This is a genomic window from Gemelliphila asaccharolytica (assembly GCF_001553005.1).
In the GTDB taxonomy this organism is placed as follows: domain Bacteria; phylum Bacillota; class Bacilli; order Staphylococcales; family Gemellaceae; genus Gemelliphila; species Gemelliphila asaccharolytica.
This window is the reverse complement of the sequence record NZ_KQ959904.1, coordinates 13,799-33,320: the sequence shown is the minus strand read 5'-3', so window position 1 is coordinate 33,320 and position 19,522 is coordinate 13,799. Positions and strand designations below refer to the sequence as shown.

At 26.5% G+C, this 19,522-nt stretch carries 18 protein-coding genes; 1 reads left to right on the top strand and 17 read right to left on the bottom strand.

The window, feature by feature from the left end:
• Positions 1-58: 58 nt before the first annotated feature.
• Entirely contained in the window at positions 59-307 is a 249-nt protein-coding gene (locus HMPREF1871_RS05310; protein WP_066130880.1) for a PspC domain-containing protein, read from the bottom strand.
• Between the two features lie 661 nt (positions 308-968).
• Here HMPREF1871_RS05310 and HMPREF1871_RS05305 point away from each other — a divergent pair.
• On the top strand, positions 969-1,727 hold the full coding sequence (locus tag HMPREF1871_RS05305; protein WP_232297382.1) for a TVP38/TMEM64 family protein: 759 nt from the start codon (positions 969-971) through the stop codon (positions 1,725-1,727).
• 320 nt (positions 1,728-2,047) lie between these two features.
• On the opposite strand, the gene HMPREF1871_RS05300 is transcribed toward HMPREF1871_RS05305, so the two are convergent.
• From HMPREF1871_RS05300 to HMPREF1871_RS05230, 16 genes are all read right to left on the bottom strand, one after another.
• Positions 2,048-4,096: a heavy metal translocating P-type ATPase gene (locus HMPREF1871_RS05300; RefSeq protein WP_066130877.1), complete on the bottom strand. Its 2,049-nt coding sequence runs from the start codon at positions 4,094-4,096 to the stop codon at positions 2,048-2,050.
• Entirely contained in the window at positions 4,086-4,376 is a 291-nt protein-coding gene (locus HMPREF1871_RS05295) for a DUF6110 family protein (protein ID WP_066130874.1), read from the bottom strand. Before HMPREF1871_RS05295 ends, HMPREF1871_RS05300 begins: the two co-directional genes overlap by 11 nt.
• A 458-nt stretch (positions 4,377-4,834) precedes the next feature.
• On the bottom strand, positions 4,835-5,194 hold the full coding sequence (locus HMPREF1871_RS05290; RefSeq protein ID WP_066130870.1) for an arsenate reductase family protein: 360 nt from the start codon (positions 5,192-5,194) through the stop codon (positions 4,835-4,837).
• A gap of 163 nt (positions 5,195-5,357) precedes the next feature.
• Positions 5,358-6,242 carry a fructose bisphosphate aldolase gene (locus HMPREF1871_RS05285; RefSeq protein WP_066130865.1) on the bottom strand — a complete coding sequence of 295 codons (885 nt, stop codon included), beginning with the start codon at positions 6,240-6,242 and terminating at the stop codon, positions 5,358-5,360.
• A gap of 240 nt (positions 6,243-6,482) precedes the next feature.
• Positions 6,483-8,078 (bottom strand): ATP-binding cassette domain-containing protein, encoded by a 1,596-nt coding sequence (locus tag HMPREF1871_RS05280; protein WP_066130863.1) that lies wholly within the window; start codon positions 8,076-8,078, stop codon positions 6,483-6,485.
• Positions 8,071-9,798: an ABC transporter ATP-binding protein/permease gene (locus HMPREF1871_RS05275; protein ID WP_066130860.1), complete on the bottom strand. Its 1,728-nt coding sequence runs from the start codon at positions 9,796-9,798 to the stop codon at positions 8,071-8,073. The genes HMPREF1871_RS05280 and HMPREF1871_RS05275 overlap by 8 nt, the downstream gene beginning before the upstream one ends.
• Before the next feature lie 477 nt (positions 9,799-10,275).
• Positions 10,276-11,490, bottom strand: coding sequence for a CAP domain-containing protein (locus HMPREF1871_RS05270; RefSeq protein WP_066130858.1), 1,215 nt, complete (start codon positions 11,488-11,490; stop codon positions 10,276-10,278).
• A gap of 206 nt (positions 11,491-11,696) precedes the next feature.
• Positions 11,697-12,170 (bottom strand): threonine/serine exporter family protein, encoded by a 474-nt coding sequence (locus tag HMPREF1871_RS05265; RefSeq protein ID WP_066130857.1) that lies wholly within the window; start codon positions 12,168-12,170, stop codon positions 11,697-11,699.
• 11 nt (positions 12,171-12,181) lie between these two features.
• Positions 12,182-12,949 carry a threonine/serine exporter family protein gene (locus HMPREF1871_RS05260; protein WP_066130854.1) on the bottom strand — a complete coding sequence of 256 codons (768 nt, stop codon included), beginning with the start codon at positions 12,947-12,949 and terminating at the stop codon, positions 12,182-12,184.
• A gap of 25 nt (positions 12,950-12,974) precedes the next feature.
• Positions 12,975-13,664, bottom strand: a complete 690-nt coding sequence (locus tag HMPREF1871_RS05255) for a tRNA (adenine(22)-N(1))-methyltransferase (protein ID WP_066130851.1) — start codon at positions 13,662-13,664, stop codon at positions 12,975-12,977.
• Positions 13,664-14,860 (bottom strand): DNA polymerase IV, encoded by a 1,197-nt coding sequence (locus HMPREF1871_RS05250; protein WP_066130849.1) that lies wholly within the window; start codon positions 14,858-14,860, stop codon positions 13,664-13,666. Before HMPREF1871_RS05250 ends, HMPREF1871_RS05255 begins: the two co-directional genes overlap by 1 nt.
• 25 nt (positions 14,861-14,885) lie before the next feature.
• Complete coding sequence (locus HMPREF1871_RS05245; protein ID WP_066130844.1) at positions 14,886-16,607, bottom strand: ribonuclease J; 1,722 nt, start codon at positions 16,605-16,607, stop codon at positions 14,886-14,888.
• Positions 16,608-17,369, bottom strand: a complete 762-nt coding sequence (locus HMPREF1871_RS05240) for a ribonuclease HII (protein WP_066130925.1) — start codon at positions 17,367-17,369, stop codon at positions 16,608-16,610. It abuts the gene before it with no gap.
• Positions 17,359-17,847 (bottom strand): YlqF/YawG family GTPase, encoded by a 489-nt coding sequence (locus tag HMPREF1871_RS06415; protein WP_232297381.1) that lies wholly within the window; start codon positions 17,845-17,847, stop codon positions 17,359-17,361. Before HMPREF1871_RS06415 ends, HMPREF1871_RS05240 begins: the two co-directional genes overlap by 11 nt.
• Before the next feature lie 5 nt (positions 17,848-17,852).
• Positions 17,853-18,215: a GTPase RsgA gene (rsgA, locus tag HMPREF1871_RS06410; protein WP_232297380.1), complete on the bottom strand. Its 363-nt coding sequence runs from the start codon at positions 18,213-18,215 to the stop codon at positions 17,853-17,855.
• 278 nt (positions 18,216-18,493) lie between these two features.
• A partial coding sequence (locus tag HMPREF1871_RS05230) for a DUF1542 domain-containing protein (RefSeq protein WP_157058075.1) occupies positions 18,494-19,522 on the bottom strand: 1,029 nt, incomplete at its 5' end.

Genomic DNA, 19,522 nt, shown 5'->3' with positions numbered 1-19,522 from the left:
AACCTTATTCTACTTATAAGGTTACTGTGAACTTAAATATAATAAAATAAATTAAAAATTATAATTCTCTACCATTCACATCTATGTAATCATCATCTATTTTATTTTTTTTGGTAAAATCAAAGAAAAAATCGTCCATACCAGAATAATCTTTTGGCAGTACATTAGCCAAAATAAAATAAATTATAATCGTAGTAAAAAATGAAAGAACAACACTTATTAAAACTACTAGTCTTACTGTAGAAATATCAAAATTAAAACGTTTTGCTATCCCTGCACAAACCCCAGCTATAGCTGCCCTTGACATGTCCCTTTTTATCCCAAAAAATCTTTTTTTTATTTTTCTATCACCTAACTTTTTACTAACTATATTTTATTATACAAAAAATAAAAATTATTTACAATTAAAACTATATTTCTAATTATTTATTAACAAGATATATTATTTAATTTTTAAATATTTAAACATTTTATTATATTATAAGACATTTCTAACTGTACTATAATTATTTTAAAAAAATAAAATGACAGAAAAATAAAATACATATATTTATAACATAATTATAAATATATTTTTTTTATCGTCTTAAAACACTTGATACTAAAGGTACTGTTCTTGCGTAATAAAAGCGATTTATAGATAATTTTAAAAACTCTATTGTATTATAACCGTTTTCTTGTTATAATATATATCGTAAAATTAATATTAAATGAGGTTTACATATATTATTTTACAACTATATGAGATTTTATCTGCTAAATTAAAAAAACCCTGTTATCTCAATTAATTTAGATAGATAAGGAATTTCTGCCCAAATTTTTTAATCTCTGTTATAGGATATACTTTTTTTAACCTATAAAAAATAATTTATTCTGTCATAATTATTTTTCACTTTTAGGTTATCTAAATAAATAGCTACGTTTATTTTTAAAAAAGTATTCTAAATAAACAAAAAGAGGAAATATATTTGAGTAATATAGTAGAAAAAAAAGACACTACCGAGAAAGAGAAAAATTCATTGGTAAATCGCCAGCTTCAACAATTGATTGCATTAGCAATAATTACAATCTCCCTAATCATTTATTTTGCTGTGCCTTTTGTTAAAACTAACATTGACAATGCGTTTAGTATTATTTCTCAGTTAGACCTTAAGGTCGTTATAGATTATCTACGCTCATATGGGGCATATGCAGCTGTTGTATCTTTTACCCTGATGGTACTTCAAGCTATTGTAGCTCCTATTCCTGCATTCTTAATTACCCTTTCTAATGCCGCAATTTTCGGTTGGGTATTAGGAGCAATTCTTTCTTGGTCATCTGCAATGGCAGGTGCCGCATTATGTTTCTATTTAGCTCGTGCTTTAGGACGCGGGGCTGTGGAAAAATTAACAAGCAAAGGTGCTATGAAGAGTGTAGATGGATTTTTTGAAAAATATGGTAAATACACAATTCTAGTTTGTAGACTTTTGCCTTTTGTTTCTTTCGACTTCGTGAGCTACGGGGCCGGTCTTACAAATATGAGATTTTTTCACTTCATGCTTTATACAGGTATAGGGCAGCTACCTGCTACTATCGTTTATTCTTATGTTGGAGGTACTCTAACAGGTGGAGCTAAGGGCTTATTTATAGGTCTTTCTTGCCTATTTGCTATATCAATTATTATAGCTATAGCTAAAAAAGTTTATAACGATAAAAATAAAAATATGAAACAAAAAATTTCAAAATAATTGTAAAATTATGAAACTAGCTAACCTCAGGCTAGTTTCTTTTTTTTTGTTTTGTTTTTTTAATTTTAAAGCTCGGGGTCTCTCTATGTACAACCTTTTTTTGACTTTAAAGCTCGGGGGTCTCTCTATGTACAACCTTTTGTTGATTTAAAACTCGGGGTTTTCTATATGTGCAACCTTTTGTTTTGATTTTGAAGCTAGGGTTTTCTCTATGTACAATCTTTTTTTGATTTTAAAGCTCGGGGTTTTCTATGAACAAACTATTATTTAAATTAAAAAAAAGGCTTTACTCTCAAAGCCTTTTAAAATGTCTTTTTTTATTAATTTATCTTTAAGCTCCTTACTACTATTTTCAAAGTTGTTAAATTATGAAAAATTGATAAAAGAGTTGGGTTTACTATATTAAATAGTCCCAAACAGATTAGTGAGCTATTAACTGCTACTGTTTCTTTAATATTTTTTTTGATTAAATTTTCTAATTTATAAGATACCTGCTCCATAATTAATAAAGATTTTAAATTATTATTAAGTAGCACTACGTCACTCATTTGTTTTGATATGTCTGCACTATCATTCATTACAATTCCTATATTTGCAAGAGATATTGCTGCAGAATCATTCAACCCATCTCCTATCATCAAAACTTTTTTCCCTTCTTTTTTTAGTTTTAGGATAATTTCGTATTTATTTTTTGGTTTTAAGTTTGTATATACTTTAGAAAATTCTAATCCTTTTAGTACATTTTGGGTTCTTTCATAAGTATCTCCTGTAGCTAAAATTACTTCTTTTCCTTGCTCTTTTAATTTTTCAATTACTTCTTTTGCTTCTCTTCTTAAAGGTGTGTCTATTAAAAATATAGCTGCTAAGCTTTGTTTATATCCTAAAAAAAGTAGATTTGTTTTTTCTTTATTTTCTTTTATTATTTTTTCTTGTTCTTCTGTTATTTCTATATTTTCTTCTTTCATTAGTTTATAGTTGCCTATAACAACCATTTCTGAATCTATTGTAGATTTTATCCCCTTACTTGCTATATAGTTTAATTTATCGTGCATTTCTTCGTGAATAATTCCTTCTTCACTTGCTTTTGTTACTACTGCATTTGCTATTGGGTGGTGAATATGTTCTTCTAAACACGCACTTATTCTTACTACTGTTTCATATGTAAATCCATTAAATGTTAAAACTTTTTTCACTTTGGGGGTTGATACTGTTATTGTCCCAGTTTTATCAAATAAATAGGTGTCTATATCCTTATAGATATCAAAAACATCAACACTTTTTATCATAATTTTTTTATCTAACGCTTTTTTTACCGCTGATAAATATGCTACCGGAGTAGCTATCTTTATAGCACATGAAAAATCTACTAATAAAAATGAAATTGCTTTATTAAATGATCTTGTTAATAAATAAGTAAGCCCTGCTCCTAGAAAATTATATTTAACTACTTTATCTGCCAAACTTATAAAACTTCTTTGTTTTGAGTCTTTAATTCTTTCTCCTTGTTTCATTAACTCTACAAGCCTAAATATTCTTGAATTTAGCTTATTATTTGTTACTTTTAAATAGATTTCTCCTGATTGTAAAATTGTATTTGAGTATATTTCGCTCCCTTTAATTTTTTCAATTGGGAAACTTTCTCCAGTTAATGAACTTTCATTTACCATACCACTGCCATCGTAGACTATACCATCGTATAAAATTTCGCTTCCCTCTGATACTTGAATTATATCTCCTACATTTATTTCACTTGTTTTTCTTAAAAATTTTTTACCATTTTCTAAAACAAAAACTTGATATTCTTTTTCTTTAAGTCCTTCTTCTAAATCTTTAATTGATTTTTTAAGTGACCAACAGTCAAGTTTATTGCCTAGATTTAACATAAACATTATATTACTTGCTGTTTGGGATTTATTTATAAATAGTGAAATTAAAATAGCACTGCTATCTAATACTTCCATAGATAAACGCTTTTCTTTTAAGGCCGATTTTATATAATGATAAGAGTTATATAAAGTATTAAGGTATCTTAACGGGAAAGGAATAAATATTTTATAAAAAATTCTTTTTGTTATAGCGTTAGATATGATTGAATAAGCTGTTTCTTCTTTTTCATCCTCTATAAGTGCCAATTTTTTTATTTCTTCTTTTTTTATTTTTAAAAGAAAACTTTCTATGTCCCCTACATTGGCTTCTCTTTCATGAAAATAAATTGAAAAGGTAAATTCATCTAAATAAAAAGATATTTTTTCTATAAATGAGCATTTTTCAGCTTCTTTTTTAAAATAATCTCTTATACTTCCTGTTAAATAAAAGGGAGCTTTTACTCTAGCGTAAGTTATTCCTAAATATTTTATTTTAAATTTCATCGTCTTGTCCAGCTATTATTTTTAATTCTTCTTCTTTTTTGTCTTTTTTATATTTTGCTTTTGCATCATTGTAGACATCTTCTGTGTGTTGTTTTGCTTTTGATAATACTGTATCTACCTCATCTTTCAATTTAAATGTTGCTGATAGTGCTTTTGAATAACATTTTTTAGCCTCTTTACTTGTTAGTATTTTTACGCCCTTAGTTGCAAAAAATGCCCCTCCTAAAAACAATCCTGATTTTTTAAATGCTTTTGCTACTTTCAAACTTTCTTTTAACATTTTTCTTTCCTCCTATTTTTTAGATAAAATTAAGCTTATTTTCTAAAAATTACTTATTTAAAATTTGTTTTTTAAAATATTTTAATTATAAATAACTCTAGAAAGCTCGCTCTCTTTTATCCTAAATTTTATTTTATTTATTATAGCATAAATATTTTATTTTATCTAATTTTTGTACTGAAATTCATTATCTTTTATGATAATTTTTATTTTTTATTTTTGTTTTTGTTTCACTATTCAGCTTTATATCAAGGATTTAGTTTGTATTCGTTAACTTTTTATATTAATTTTTTTATATTTATTTTATATCTTTTTTATTCATTTTTTATAGTATTAAATAGTTAAATATATTTAAAAAAGTTTAGTAGCAGAAATAATGTGCTCCTTTTTTAAATTTGTTTATCGCAGTGAACTTTTTAAAATTTAAGATAAAAAAAAGAAGCTTTTTTCTAAAGCTTCTAGGATAATAAACTTTTTTGCCATTCTTCTTCTTTAAAACCTATTAGGTAAGTGTGTTTTTTTTCATCGTATACTAATGGTCTTTTTATAAGCATTCCGTCACTTACAAGTAAGTTTAATTTTTCTTCTGTGGTCATTTCTTTTAACTTGTCTTTTAAATTTAGCTCTCTGTATTTTATACCACTTGTGTTAAATAATTTTTTTATATCTACATTTTTTTCTGCTAATATTTTTTGTAGTTCTTTTTTTGTTGGGGTTTCTTCTTTTATCTCTATAAATTCTGCTTCTATATTATTTTCTTTTAGAAATTTTTTTGCTCTCTTGCAGGTTGTACATCTACTGTATTCATATACTTTCATTTTTTTCTCTCTTTCTTTTGTCTATTTAAAATTTTAAAAAAAGACAAAGCTTTTTAAATTTCCTTATTTTGCTTTTGTTAATCTTGCTTTTTAAGGGTATTTTTAGCTATGTCTTTTTGTTAATATTTTTTTTACTGTCCTTTTGTCCAGAAATTCGCGTTTTTTATTTTATAGATGCTTGATAAACACTTTCTATTGATTCGTCTAATAGTTTATCAAATTCACTATCACTTTGGTGTACATTTAGCCCTTCAACTAAAGCTCTTGAGAAACTTGCTACAACTCCGTGGTTTTGTGCTAACATTTCGTTTGCTTTTTCTCTTGTGTATCCTCCTGATAAAGCTACTACTCTAACTACATTTTTATGTTCTATTACTTCTTTGTATAGGTTTGCTTTTTCTGGTAAAGTAATTTTGAACATTAATTTTTCATCTTTTAATTTCCCTAGTTCTTTTAAGATTTCTTCTTTTAAGATTTCTTCACATTTTGCTTTATCATTTGCTTTAATGCTTACTTCTGGTTCTAAAATAGGTACTAATCCATGACTTGCAATAATTTTTCCTATTTCAAATTGTTGTTTAACTATTTTTTTAATTCCTTCTACATTAGCACATTTGATTACAGAACGCATTTTTGTTCCAAATACTCCATGTTTCAATGCTCTTTGTAACATTTCTTCTAAGTTAGGGATGTCTTTCATTAATTGAACGCCATCTTCTTCTTCTTTTAACCCTTTGTCTACTTTTAAGAATGCTGTTATTTTTTTATCTTCCCATAAATATTCTGCAGTGTATTTTCCTTCTACTTTTCTTTCCATTGTTTTTTCAAATAAAATTGCACCCAAAATTCTTTTGCTTGTAAATGCTTTTGATTTTATTATTCTTGAACGCATTTCATGGATAAGGTCGAACATTTCTGTATCGTTAGAATATTTGTCTTCTTCTATTCCGTATGCTTTTAAGGCTCTTGGTGTACTTCCTCCACTTTGGTCAAGTGCTGCTATAAATCCTTTTGCATTTGCTACATGGTTAAATTTTTCTGTATTCATATTTTTACTCCTTGAATTTTTTTGAGTTGTCCTCTCCTTTTATTATAAATAATTAAAATTAGAAAATCAAGAAGATTTAAGTAATATTAAGTATAAAATTAAAATTTTTATTCTTTTTTTAAGTCTTAGTCATAATTTTTATTTGTTTTTTATTTAGCCAAAGTGATTTTTATTGATTTTTTGTTCTATAAGTTTAAAAAAACAGCCCGAGTTTTTTCTCTGGCTGTTTGGTAAAAAATTTTACATTTTTAAAATTTTATCACATATTGATAGTGTTGATTTATTATGAGAAATAATTATTATTATTTTATCTTTTTTTATTTCTTTTAATGTTTTTAATAATTCTATTTCGCTGAATATGTCAATATTTGAAGTTGCTTCGTCTAAAATAATAAGTTTCGACTCTGCATATATACTTCTTGATGTGGATAGTCTTTGACGTTGTCCTGATGATATATTTGTGCTTTTTTCTTCTATTCTTTCTTGTTCTTTTTTGTCTAGAGTATTTACAAATTTTAAAAGATTTGTTTTTTCTAGGGTATCTTTTATTTTTTCTTTATCTATTTTTTTTTCAAAGATACTGATATTTTTTTCTATGGTTGCTTTATACATATAGCTTTCTTGCATTATCATTGAAGTATTTTCTCGGAAATATCTTATATTTATATCATTTATATCTACACGGTCAATTTTTATACTTCCTTTGCTATATGATAAGATTCTCATTATTAGTTTTGCCAAGGTGCTTTTCCCGTTTCCACTTGCTCCACTAATTCCTAAAATTTCTCCTTTTTCTACTGAGAAATTGATGTTTTTAATAATATTTTCTTTTCCATAATCAAATGTTAAATCTTTTACTTCTAATTTGTTAAATTCTACTTTTTTATTGTTTTCCCTCTCTTCTTCCTCTGCCATTAAATTTAAAAATCTTTTACCTGCTGCCATTGTCTGACTTAATGTTGAGGCTATATTTCCCATATATATTATTGGTACAAAGGATACTATATACATTGCTGTAAGGGCAACGACTATGCTTTTATTTTCTATATAAATATTTGCAAAATAGATAAATAAAATTACACTTATATTATATGTTAGTATATTTAAAAATTCTAAGTTAAATCTAAAATGCTCTTTTTTGTAAGAAGCTTTTATAAAGTTTTCTACTCTTTTTTCTATTTTTCTTTTTACTTCTTGAATTTTTTGATATTGAATTGCTTCAAATATAGAATATGCTTCTTCTGATGAGTCATTCGCTAAGTTTTTGACTTCTTTTCTGTAGTTATCGCCGTATATTTGCCCTTTTTCTTTGAATAATAAAGGGTAGGCTATTCCTATTATTAAGTATATTACAAATGTTATTAGAGCTAATTTTATACTGAAAATTCCTATAAAAATGCTTATTACTACCGTTTGTATTAAAAAGATAAAAAATGGGGTGATTGTATGTGCATAGAAAACTTCTAATATTTCAATGTCTGTTGTTATCATGGTCATATAATCACCAGAATTATTTTTGAAAAAGTTTTTTAAAGATACTTTTTTCAATTTTTCTATTACTTTTATTCTTAAAATATGTAATACTTTGAAGGCAACATAATGATTTAAGAGCTGTTCTACATAGGCAAAAAATCCTTTAAAGAAAGATAATACAAAGGCTAAAATAAGAAATATATATATTGTTAAGCCTTTTTCTAAAAATACTAATGTTAAAAATAAAGTGAAAAAGACGACACTTAAATGTCCTAATGCTCCAAATATTGTAGCTAATGATAGTGGTTTTTTTAGTTCATTAACTATTTTTATTAAATTTTTTAAGTCTTTTAATTTAGTCATCTTTTCCTCCTTTTAGTAAATATTTATTTTTTAGATTTTCTTGCTCTTCTAATAATTTTTTATATAAAGTTTCTTCTTTAGTTAGTTTGTTATAATTTCCTTCTTCTATAATTTTTTTGTCTTTTAGAACATAAATGTTATCACAATTTTTTGTTGTAAGAAGATCATGAGAAACTATTATTATTATCTTGTCTTGTTTTATACTGTCAAAAGCTTTCAAGACTATTTCTTTGCTATAATCATCTATATTTGATACTGCTTCATCTAGTATATAGATGTAACTGTCTTTTAATATAGCTTTTGCTGCTAGAAGCCTTTGTTTTTGTCCTCCAGAGAGGTTTTCTCCTCCAGGAGTTAGTTTATAGTCTAGTCCTCCTTTTTCCTGAACAAATTCTTTTAAGTTTACTTTTTCTAATGCCCTGTACATTTGCTCTTCTGTTATATTTTCGTTTATTTTTAAATGTTCTCTTATACTTGCATTATTTAAGTAACTATCACTTGTTATTACCGTCATTTGTTTTGTTAATTCTTTAAAACTTATTTTTGATAAGTTTTTATTTCCATATGTTATTTCCCCTTTTACTGGTGTTATTAGTCCCATTATTAATTTTATAATGGTACTTTTTCCACTTCCACTTTCTCCTACAAGAGCTACTTTTGTCCCTTTTTTTAATTTGATATTTATATTTTCTAAAACATTATTTTTATTGTATGCAAAACTAACGTTGTTAAATTCTATATCTTTTCCTTTTTCTAAAAGAATTGAATTTTCTTTTTCTTCTTCTTTATAATCTAAAAGTTTATAAATATTGTCAAATTCTACATTTGCTCTCATTGAGATGTGAAAAAGTCCTCCCAGTACTCTAAGGGGTTTAAAACATTCAAAACTTGCTACTATTACAAAAATTATTAATGCTGGATTTTTTAAAACAGTTATTGATATAACACTCATCACAAATATTGATATATAGCTTATGGCATCCATTATATTAATTGAGTTTAGTTGATGTTTTAAAAGTTGCATAGTTGAAACTCTATAATTTTCACTTCTTCTATCTATTTCTCTATTTATGTTGTCCTCTTTTCCATATATTTTTGCTATGTCAAAGCCTTTTAGTCTATCATAAAATAGTTCCGAAAGACTTAAAAAATCTGAAAAAGTTTTTTTGTTTACTTTTTTTGATTTTTTTAATATTACCATTATTGAAATAGGTATTAATGGATATAAAATAAGCATTGCAATGCTTAAATATATACTTATTGCCGAGTATATTATAAGTGAAGATAAGACAATCAGTATTGTTGCATATATTTGTGGAATAAATTTGTTAAAATACATTTCTATGTTTGCTAGTGATGATGAGTTCATAACTACTAAATTACCTGTGCTAACTGCATTTGTGTAATTTAAAGACAGTTTTTCGACTTTATCATATATTTCAAAAGATATTCCTTTTCTTATTTTTTGTGATATTTTATGAGATAGTTTATTATCATAGTATTTTGTGAAATAAAAAATAATTAACGCTAGCCCTGCTTTTAGTATGCAGAAAAGTAAAATTTGTTCTCCTTGTTTACTATTAATTATTTCAAATAAAAAATTTACAAAGTTGTATGAAAAATATAAAAAACACAAAAAACTTATCACTCTTAATATCGCTATTAAATATACTTCTTTTTTTATATTGAATAATTTTAAACTTCTTTTATCTATTTTCATGATTTTCTCTATGATTTCCCCCTCTACTGATAATTATTATTATTTTAACTTAATTTTCATCTAAAATAAAAAGTTTTTTTCCTAATCTTATTTTTTTAAAAAATTTAATATTTTTTATACACAATTTGTTCAAAATATATTTTATATTTTTTTGAAGTGTTTTTTTGTTTTTTTCTTATTATTTTATTTTACCATGTTAATTGTTGTTTTTCTATTTTTATTGGCAACCTGCTTTTTTTTGTTTCACGTGGAGCATTTTTTATTGCTATTTGTTTGCTTTAGTTTTTTTGAAATGTTTCTTTTTTGTAGTTTTCTCTTTTAATCTTTTGCATGTGATTATATTGTACAACCTTTTTTTATTTGTATTCTTTATCAACAATAATGTACTGCAATAGCAAAAAAATAAGACAACTTTTTAGTTGCCCTATTTTTATAGTTTTTTATGGAGATGTTAACTTGATTTTTATAAACTTCCTTTTAGCTAAATATTGCTATTCCGTATGCCCATCCATTAACTACTTTTACTTTTACTGTTACTGATTTTGCTTTAGGATTTAGCATCATTTCGTTATGTGCTTGAGATGTTTTCCAGAAGTGTAGTAAACCACTAGCACCTTGAGGTGAAGTAGCTAGTATTTCTCCTACTACTCTATTATTAAATGCTGTGTAGAATGGTCTACCATCAAGACGTTTGTGTAATTCCATTCCTTCTTTTTTTTGCACAGCAATTAATTCATAAAATTCTTTACATCTTGTTTCTGTAGATGATGCATAGGATGATGCGTTTTGTATTGTTACTGGACTTAGTCCATTTGCAACTCTGTGGTCGTTTATTTGATTGAATACTTCTGTTGCTATAGTTTCATTAAATTCTCCACTTTGAGCATTTTGTGGTAAGACTGATTTTGGTGCTTGTACTTCTGGTCTTCCTAATTTTTCTTCTTGTTTAGGTTGTACTACTTGAGGTTTTCCTAAAGTTTCAGCAGCTTGTTTTGCCGCTGGTTTTGCTTCTGGTTGAACTAATGTAGAGTCATCATTAGCAGCTCTATCTGTTGCTACTTTTGTTACTTCTACATCTGCTTCTTTAGTTGTTTTTGCTTGTGATTTTTCTTCTTTTGCTACTGTTTTTGCTTCTTGCTCAGCTGGTTTTGTAGCTTCTTTTGTTTCTTCTTGTTTTACCTCTGGTTTTGTTTCTTTTTTAACTTCTGGTTTTTTAACTTCTGATTTTGCTTCTTCAGCTACTTCTACTGTTTTTTCTAAAGTATATGTTACTTTTAATTTTACATTTTTTTCTTTTAATTCTGCATTAAGAGTTTCAGTAACTTCTTTTGTTACTGCTTTTGTTTTTGGTAATACTTTTTCTGAAGCTGTTTCTGAGGCTTTTGAAGAACTAGAATCTAATTTTAATTCAAATTCTTGTTTTTCTCCAGATTTTAGTAAATCTTTTTCAAATGTTAAAACATCTTTTCCTACTATTGCTGTTACTTTAACATTTTTTACATCTTTTGTTGCTGTTACTTCAACATAATTTTTTCCATTTATTTCTACTACTTTTGCTGTTAAGTTTTCGTTTGATTTTTCTAATTCTACTTTTGGTAGTGTTTTTGCTTCTACGACATTTGTTCCTTCAAATCCTGTTAGACAAAGGACACCTGCTAGTAAACCACTTGTTATCTTCGCAACATTTTTCATTTCCTACACTCCTTATGATTTCTATTTTTATATCATCGTTTATTTCAACGCATTTATATTATACTCCAACTATTATTTGCTAACAATATTTGTAATATAAATGAAATATTTATTTAATAATTGTAATATTTGTTTTGTTAAAATTAAAAAAAAAAACAGTTTTTTCATTCTTTAATTTTTTTAGAATCAAAACTGTTTTTTTATTTTTATCTTTTTCTTCTTCTTATTTTTACCCTTTTTATTGAATCTGAAAATACTGAAGCTACTAATATTCCCACTGCTATAGCTCCTGCCTGAAGTAGAGTGTCTACTCCTGTTCTTGCTCCGAGTTCATAATGTTTTGTTACTAAATGGTGCATTGTGTAATAAAGTCCATATCCGGGAATTAGTGGAATAATTCCTGTATAAATAAATACTGTTGCTGGCATTTTTAACCTTTTTGATGAGTAGCCTGCCAAAAGTCCTACAAGTATGGCTGCTATTAAAGTCCCGAGCACTACATCCCCTGTTAAATGCAGTCCCCATATATATACTATCCAAGCTACACTTCCTATTAGTGAACATTCTATTAATGATCTTTTTGGTGCATTAAAAAATATTGCAAAAGCAAATGTTATTATAAATCCTAGTGAGAATTGGATTAATAAATAAACTATATCATATCTAAACTCTATTGTCATTCTCTCTCCCCCTAGCTTAGTCTTAATCCTAATACTACTCCAAGAGCAATCGCTATTGATATGAATGATGCTGCCATTGTTCCTACTAAACCTGACATATAATCTCCTGCCATAAAATCCCTAACTGAGTTTGTTATTTGCACTCCCGGTACTAAAGGCATAAGCCCTACTATTATTATACTTTGTGGATTTTGTATAGGAAAATAGTTTGCTAGCCAGTTTGTTCCTACTGTGGCTATTAAAGCTCCTAAAAAATTGCTAAGGTAAAACATTAGTTTGTACTTTGTTGCATATATTAAAAAATATGCTTCTAATGCCATTATTATAAAAGAATAAATATAATCTTCAAATGTTCCTCCAAACATTACTGCGAAAAAAGGAGCTGATATTACCAAAGCTAGTACTACTGTTATATCTTTATAAGGTTTTGTGTTTCTTATTGCTTTTAAGGTGAAAAAAGCACAATCAAGGTCTTCTACTTCTCCTGCTACTATCCTTCTAGATAAGTTGTTTAATAAGGATATTTTTTCTAAATTTTTATCTCCTATATTAACTCTTCTCATAGTTGTCATATTACTTCCTTCATATATTAATGAAACTAAGATAAAATTATATGAAACTAAGACATTGACAGTTTGATTTTTTTCAAAAGAGCTAAGTATCCTATAAATTGTGTCTTCTACTCTATAAATTTCTGCTCCGTAAAAAAGCATAATTCTTCCAAATTTTACTGTAAAATTCATTAAATCTCTTGCATCTTTTTTACAAGTTAATTGCATAATACTTACCTCCTTTTTTGTTTTTTTATTTTTTACTGATAACTTCTTTTATCATATTTTTTTCTTTTTGTAAAGACAATATTTTTTCTTTATTTGTTTTTTCACTTTTTTCTAATTCTTTTAAAATATAATCTAGTTTTTTTATTTCTTTTTGATATTTTTTTATAAAGACTTTTTCTTTTCTTTGTGGCAAGTATACTCCATATTTTTTTTGTTTTGCATTTAATTTCATTTCCCCCTTTATGCAAACTATAATTTCATAAATATGAGAGCTTTCTTCTATTATTTTTTCTTCTATTATTTTATATCCTAATTCTTCTACTTTTTCTCTTACTAAGTATTCTGCTACATTGGGCTGAAGTATTAAACATTCTACTTTTTTTAATTTTTCTTTTCCTTTTTCTAAAATGTCGCTTATTAGTTTTCCGCCCATTCCACATATTGTAATAACTTCTATTTTATCTTGTTTTTCTATTGCTTCTAAGCCGTCTTTTTTTCTGCATTTTATGACATTTTCTAGATTGTTTTCTTTTACATTTTCTAGTGAAATTTTATGTGGGCCTTCTACTACATCTCCTGCTACAGCATATTCTATTTTTTTTGCTTTTGCTAAGTATATTGGTAAGTATGCGTGATCTGTTCCTATGTCGGCTAATCTTTTGTGTCTTACTTGATTTGCTACTTCTTTTAATCTTTTTGTTATTTTTAATTCCATTAGTCTAAAAAATCCTTGCTAAAACTTGTTGTTATTATATTTTCTTTTTTTCCTTTTCTTATTTCTTTTACTACTTCTTTTCCATATTTTTTATTTAATTGTAATATTGCTTTTTTTAATTTGAAATCTTTTCTATTTTCATAGTCCGTAAAAATATCTAGTTGTTCTTTTATATTTTCACTGCTTATTATGTTATTTAATGATACTCCTATCAACCTTATCCCTTTATCAAATGAATAGTTATCTAAAAATAAGCCAATTGCTTCTTCTGCTAAGGTTTTTTCTTCGTTTATGTAGCTATTTATTTTTTTTGAACGGGTTATTGTTTTAAAATCATTAAATTTTATTGTTATTGATATATTATTTCCTACTTTGCCAGCATTTTTTGCTCTTTGTGATACTTTTTTTGCTATCTGGTTAAGTTCAAATAGTATTTCTCTGTCCTCTATTAAGTCTTTAGAAAATGTTTTAGAGTTTCCTATTGATTTTCTTTCTACTTTTATCTCTACTTTTCTTCTGTCTTCTCCTCTTGCTTTTTTCTTTAGTCTAAGCCCTTGAATTCCTAGGATACTATATAAAATTACCTCGTTTGCTTCTGCTAAATCTTTTATTTTATAAATACCTTGTTCGTTTAATTTTTTGGCTCCACTTTTCCCGCAACCGTGCATTTTCCCTACTTCCATTTCATAAAGGAGTTTTTGGTAATTTTTTTTGTTTATTATTGTAAATCCCTTTGGTTTTTTCATATTTGATGCCATTTTGGCAAAAAATTTATTGTATGATACTCCTACGCTTGAGGGAAGTTTTAAGTCCTCATATATTTTTTTTTGAATATAATATATTTTTTTTATGGGATTTTCTTCTTCTGTTAAGTCTATATAGGCTTCGTCTATTGATACTATTTCTATTTTTTTTAGATAGGTTTTTATTAGAGAGAAAACTTTTTTTGATTCTTTTTGGTATCTTGCAAAGTTTGGTGATACTATTTTGAGAGTAGGACAAAGTTTTTTTGCTTCTCCTACTCTCATTGTTGTTTTTATTCCTTTTTTTCTTGCTTCATAGTTTGATGTTACTATTATTCCATGTCTTTTTATTTCTTCTCCTGCTACTGCTAGAGGTTTTCCTTTTAGGGATGGATTATATTTTTCTTCTACACTAGCATAAAAACAGTTCATGTCAATGTGTGCTATTATCATTTAATCCTCCCTTTTAAACATAGTTTTATATTAATGAAAAGTTGACTACTATTATAGGTCTTCTTTTTGTATTATCATATAGTAAACTTGATAGCATTTTTCTTATTTCTATTTTTATTTGTTTACAATCTCTTATTGTTCTTATAGGATTTTTTTCTATATATTGTGCTACTTGTTGTTCTGCTTCTTTTATTAATTCTTTACTTTTTTTCACATATACAAATCCTTTTGTTTGTATACATGGTCTTCCTATTAGTTTTTTTGTTTTTCTACTTATTGCATATGATGCTACAAATATTCCGTCATTTGCTAGGATTTTTCTTTCTTTTAATACTCCGTCTTCTACATCTCCTACACTTTTTCCGTCTATTAATATGTTTCCTACCGTTATATTTTTTTTGAAAACTTTTGCTTTTTTTGCCGTTAAGTCTAATGTAGTTCCTTTTTCTAATAAGAATATATTTTCTTCTTTCATTCCTGTTTCAATAGCGGCGTCTTTATGTTTTTTTAGATTTCTATATTCTCCTTGAACCGGTATTAAATAAGTTGGTTTTATTAAGTTTATCATCATTTTTACTTCTTCTTTGGTTGCGTGACTTGAGGCGTGAAGTTTTTTTGATGACGCTACTACGTTGGCTCCTAGTTTTGATAAAAGATTTAATGTATTATAAAGCATAACTTCCATATTTGGTGATGGTGTTGCTGCTATCATTACTGTATCGTCTTTTTCTATAGTTATATCTTTTATTCTTCTTTCTGCTATGTTTTTTATTGCTTCTATTGGTTCTCCTTGTTCTCCTGATGAAAGAATAAGAATTTCGTTTTTAGGATAATTTTTTAAGTTTTCTTTTTTTATAAATTTGTCGTCCTCTATTTTTATATATCCTAATTTTCTTGCTGCTCTTACGGCGTTGTTTATTGCTTCTCCTAGTAAGAATATTTTTCTGTTTTGTTTTATGCTGGCTCTTAAAATATGACCCATTGTTAAGAAGTTAGATGCATAGCACGTTACTATTAGTCTTTTGTTTGCATCATAAAATGCTTCTTCTATTTGTCTTGCTGCTTCTACTTCTGGAGTGTTGTAGCCACTTATACTTGCATTTGTAGAGTCACTTATTAATGCTAAAATTTTGTTTTGACCTAATTTTGCTATTTCGTACATATCTGCTTTGTATTCTTTGCTTACAGATTGGTCAAATTTAAATTCTCCAGTATATACTATATTTCCTTTTTTAGTGGATAATACGATTCCTAATGAATCTGGCATTGAATATGTTGTTTTGAAAAATGTTACGTCTGTGTTACCAAATTTATATGAACTTTTTTCGTTTACATATCTAAATTTCAATCTTCTTTTTATTCCTAAACTTTTTAGGTTATTTTTTAAAAGTTCCAATGCTAATTTTGACCCAAATATTGGACAATTTATTTCTCCTGCTATATATGGTAATGCTCCTATAGAACTGACGTGACCATTTGAAATGAAAATTCCTTTTAGTTTTTCTTTATTTTTTAAAACATATGTTATATCTGGTATTACGGCGTCTATCCCTATCATTTCCACTTCTGGAAACATTAGTCCTGCATCTAGTAAAAACATTTCATCGTTTATTTCTACAAGATACATGTTTTTTGCTACTTCCTCTACTCCTCCAAGAGGTGTTATTCTTATTTTCTCATTTTTTGTTGTTCTTATTTTTTTTGTTTTTTTTGTTATTTGTTTTGTTATTTGTTTAGTGTTATTCATCTAAACCTCCTTTATCATTGTTTTTATTGGTTCGAAATCTCTTCTGTGTATTTTACAAAAACCATATTTTTTTAATCCATCTAAGTGTTTTTTTGTGCCATATCCCATATTGTTTTCAAAGTCATAATATGGATATATTTTTGCTAAATCTGTCATTTTTTGATCACGATATACTTTTGCTATGACACTTGCAGCTGCTATAGATACACTTTTATCATCGCCCTTTATTATACTTAAACTTTTTATTTCATTTTCTATTTTCATGGCGTCTATTAATAAAAAGTCTGGTTTTATTTTCAATTTTTTTATACATTCTTTCATAGCGACCTTTGTTGCACCATATATATTATATTTTTCTATTTCAAAATTATCAAGTTCTAATATAGCATAATCTAAAGCTTCTTTTTTTATCTTTTCTGCTAGCTCTTCTCTTTTTTTTCTGGGAATTTTTTTTGAGTCGCAAAGTCCTTCAAAGAAACTGTCTTTTTTTAAGATTACGCAGGCTACCACTAATGGTCCTGCTAAAGGTCCTCTACCTACTTCGTCTATTCCACAAATATATTTATATCCCTTGTCATAAAGTTTTTTTTCATAAATAGTTCTTTTTTGGTATTCTTTTTTAAATAATTCTTTTTGCTTTTGTTTTTTATAATATTTTTCTAGTTCTTTTTCTACTCCTTTTCTTTTATCTTTTGATAGTTCATTTAATATCTCTTGGGGTACTTCTTTTTTTAAAAGTTCTTTTATTTCTTTAATTTTCATATTTTTCATCACATTTATCTAGTGTTATTTTTCCAAATTTTTGAGTTCTAAAATCTTTAATTAAGAGGTTTATCACAGAATCGTAGTCATAATCACCGGATACTTTTTTAAATCTTTTTTTTGCTATTTCTTCCATTATTTCTATATTGGTTAAGTTTTTTATTTCTATTTTATATAATTCTTCTATTTTTTGGGGACTTTTTTCTTTTATAAAGTCTAATAAATATAAGGCAACTTCATCAAGTGGAGTTATATCGTCTTTTATAAGTCCTATTAGGGATAGTTTTTTTGCTATTTGTTGATTTTCAAATTTTGGTACTAATATCCCCGGTGTATCTAGTAATTCTATATCTTTGTTTAATTTTAGCCACTGCTGTTTTTTTGTAACTCCTGGTATGTTTTTTGCATTAGCTATTTTTTTGCCCATTATTTTATTTATTAAGGTAGATTTCCCTACATTTGGCATTCCTACTACCATAGCTCTTACTTTTTTTTTTTTAGACCTTTTTCTTTTAGTTTTTCTGTTTTTTCTTTTATTAAATTTTTTGATTCTTTTATTAGTCCATTTAAATTGTTTGCATTTTTACTATCACAAAAAACTACAGTGTACCCTTTTTTTTCAAATTCTTTTTTTATTTTTTCACTTTCTTTTTTATTTGCTAAATCTATCTTATTAAATATTATAATTCTTTTTTTATTTTGTAATACTTCTTCTAGATATTTATTGTGTGATGATTTAGGGCATCTACTGTCTACAACTTCAAAAACCATATCAACTTTTTTTAAATTTTCTCTTACTTCTCTGGTTGCTTTTTTCATATGACCAGGAAACCATTGTATTACCATTTTTTACCCTTTCTTTTTGTTTATTAATATAATGATTTTTATTTTATTTTTTAGATAGTTTTTTTTAGTATAATTAAGGATTTAACATTATTATATCATTTCTTTTTTGTTTTGTCCGTTTTTTATTTCTTAAATTTTAAATTCTTTGTTTTTACTCTCAACAAATTTTTTTGGAAATTTTCTATAAATAATTTATAAATTTTGACTCTTTTTATATTGAAATATTAAAAAATGGATAGCTTTTTAAGTTATCCATTTTTTTTAATTAGTTTAGTTTTTTATTTTTCTTTTTTTCGGCGTCTATTTAATAATACTAATGCTAGTAAAACTCCTGCAGCTGCGAATTTATTAGAACCTTCTTTTGCAGGTGAAGTTTTTGGTAGTGCTTTTTCTTGTTTTTGATTTTCTCCTTTATTTATTTGTTTATTTGCTGTTTCTTTATCTTCTACTTTATTTCTATTTTCTTCTCCATTTTGTGATTTTTCAATTACTTCTACCGGTACATTTATAGTTATTTGTTTTCCGTCTGCAAGTTTAAGTGTAACTTTTACTGTTGTTTTTCCTAATTTGCTTGTGTCTTTGTTTTCTATATTAACTATTTCTACTTCTTTTGGTAGATGTAAGCTGTCTTTTATTTCTTTTTCAGATAAAGAATTTCCTTTTTCTATTTGAACTGGGATAAATGTTGTGTAGATAAATTCTTTTACTTTTAATTGTACTTCTTGTGACGTTTCTAATTTATCTATTTCTTCTTTGGCTTTGTTTGCTGCGGCTTTAGCTTCTGCTAATGCCCCTTGTTTTTCTTTTTCTGATAGTTTTGCACTTGCTTTTATTTCTTTTTCTTTTTCAGCTAAGGCTTTGTCTATTTCTTCTTTGGCTTGTGCTTTTACTTTTGTTTCTACAGTTACTTTATTTATTTTTTCTTTTCCTTGCTCTTTTGCTGTTTCAACTGCTTCATCTGATGAGGCTTGTTCTATTTCTTCTTTTGCTTTTCTTGCCTCTTCTTTTGCCATGTCTAGTGCTCGTTGTTTTTCTTCTGCTACTGCATTTTTATTTTCTTTTATTTCTTTTTCTTTTTCAGCAAGTGCTTTGTCTATTTCTTCTTTTGCTTTGTCTTTTCCTACTGGGTTTATTGCTTTTATTTTTTCTTTTCCTTGCTCTTTTGCTGTTTGTACTTCTTGAGTCGTTTCTAATTTATCTATTTTTTCTTTTGCTTTGTTTGCCTCTGCTTTAGCTTCTGCTAGTGCCTTATTTTGTTCTTTTTCTGATAGTTTTGCATTTGCTTTTATTTCTTTTTCTTTTTCAGC

What these genes read in the sequence shown, in the direction of transcription:
- HMPREF1871_RS05290 (WP_066130870.1), bottom strand. Translation starts at nt 5,194, where the DNA reads ATGAAAGTATATGAATACAGTAGATGTACAACCTGCAAGAGAGCAAAA.
- HMPREF1871_RS05245 (WP_066130844.1), bottom strand. Translation starts at nt 16,607, where the DNA reads ATGAATAACACTAAACAAATAACAAAACAAATAACAAAAAAAACAAAA.
- HMPREF1871_RS05250 (WP_066130849.1), bottom strand. Translation starts at nt 14,860, where the DNA reads ATGATAATAGCACACATTGACATGAACTGTTTTTATGCTAGTGTAGAA.
- HMPREF1871_RS05240 (WP_066130925.1), bottom strand. Translation starts at nt 17,369, where the DNA reads ATGAAAATTAAAGAAATAAAAGAACTTTTAAAAAAAGAAGTACCCCAA.
- HMPREF1871_RS05280 (WP_066130863.1), bottom strand. Translation starts at nt 8,078, where the DNA reads ATGACTAAATTAAAAGACTTAAAAAATTTAATAAAAATAGTTAATGAA.
- HMPREF1871_RS05260 (WP_066130854.1), bottom strand. Translation starts at nt 12,949, where the DNA reads ATGCAATTAACTTGTAAAAAAGATGCAAGAGATTTAATGAATTTTACA.
- HMPREF1871_RS05310 (WP_066130880.1), bottom strand. Translation starts at nt 307, where the DNA reads ATGTCAAGGGCAGCTATAGCTGGGGTTTGTGCAGGGATAGCAAAACGT.
- HMPREF1871_RS05295 (WP_066130874.1), bottom strand. Translation starts at nt 4,376, where the DNA reads ATGTTAAAAGAAAGTTTGAAAGTAGCAAAAGCATTTAAAAAATCAGGA.
- HMPREF1871_RS05275 (WP_066130860.1), bottom strand. Translation starts at nt 9,798, where the DNA reads ATGAAAATAGATAAAAGAAGTTTAAAATTATTCAATATAAAAAAAGAA.
- HMPREF1871_RS05300 (WP_066130877.1), bottom strand. Translation starts at nt 4,096, where the DNA reads ATGAAATTTAAAATAAAATATTTAGGAATAACTTACGCTAGAGTAAAA.
- HMPREF1871_RS06415 (WP_232297381.1), bottom strand. Translation starts at nt 17,847, where the DNA reads ATGGTAGTAGGAATGCCAAATGTAGGGAAATCTACCTTAATAAATAAA.
- rsgA (WP_232297380.1), bottom strand. Translation starts at nt 18,215, where the DNA reads ATGGTAATACAATGGTTTCCTGGTCATATGAAAAAAGCAACCAGAGAA.
- HMPREF1871_RS05255 (WP_066130851.1), bottom strand. Translation starts at nt 13,664, where the DNA reads ATGGAATTAAAAATAACAAAAAGATTAAAAGAAGTAGCAAATCAAGTA.
- HMPREF1871_RS05285 (WP_066130865.1), bottom strand. Translation starts at nt 6,242, where the DNA reads ATGAATACAGAAAAATTTAACCATGTAGCAAATGCAAAAGGATTTATA.
- HMPREF1871_RS05265 (WP_066130857.1), bottom strand. Translation starts at nt 12,170, where the DNA reads ATGACAATAGAGTTTAGATATGATATAGTTTATTTATTAATCCAATTC.
- HMPREF1871_RS05270 (WP_066130858.1), bottom strand. Translation starts at nt 11,490, where the DNA reads ATGAAAAATGTTGCGAAGATAACAAGTGGTTTACTAGCAGGTGTCCTT.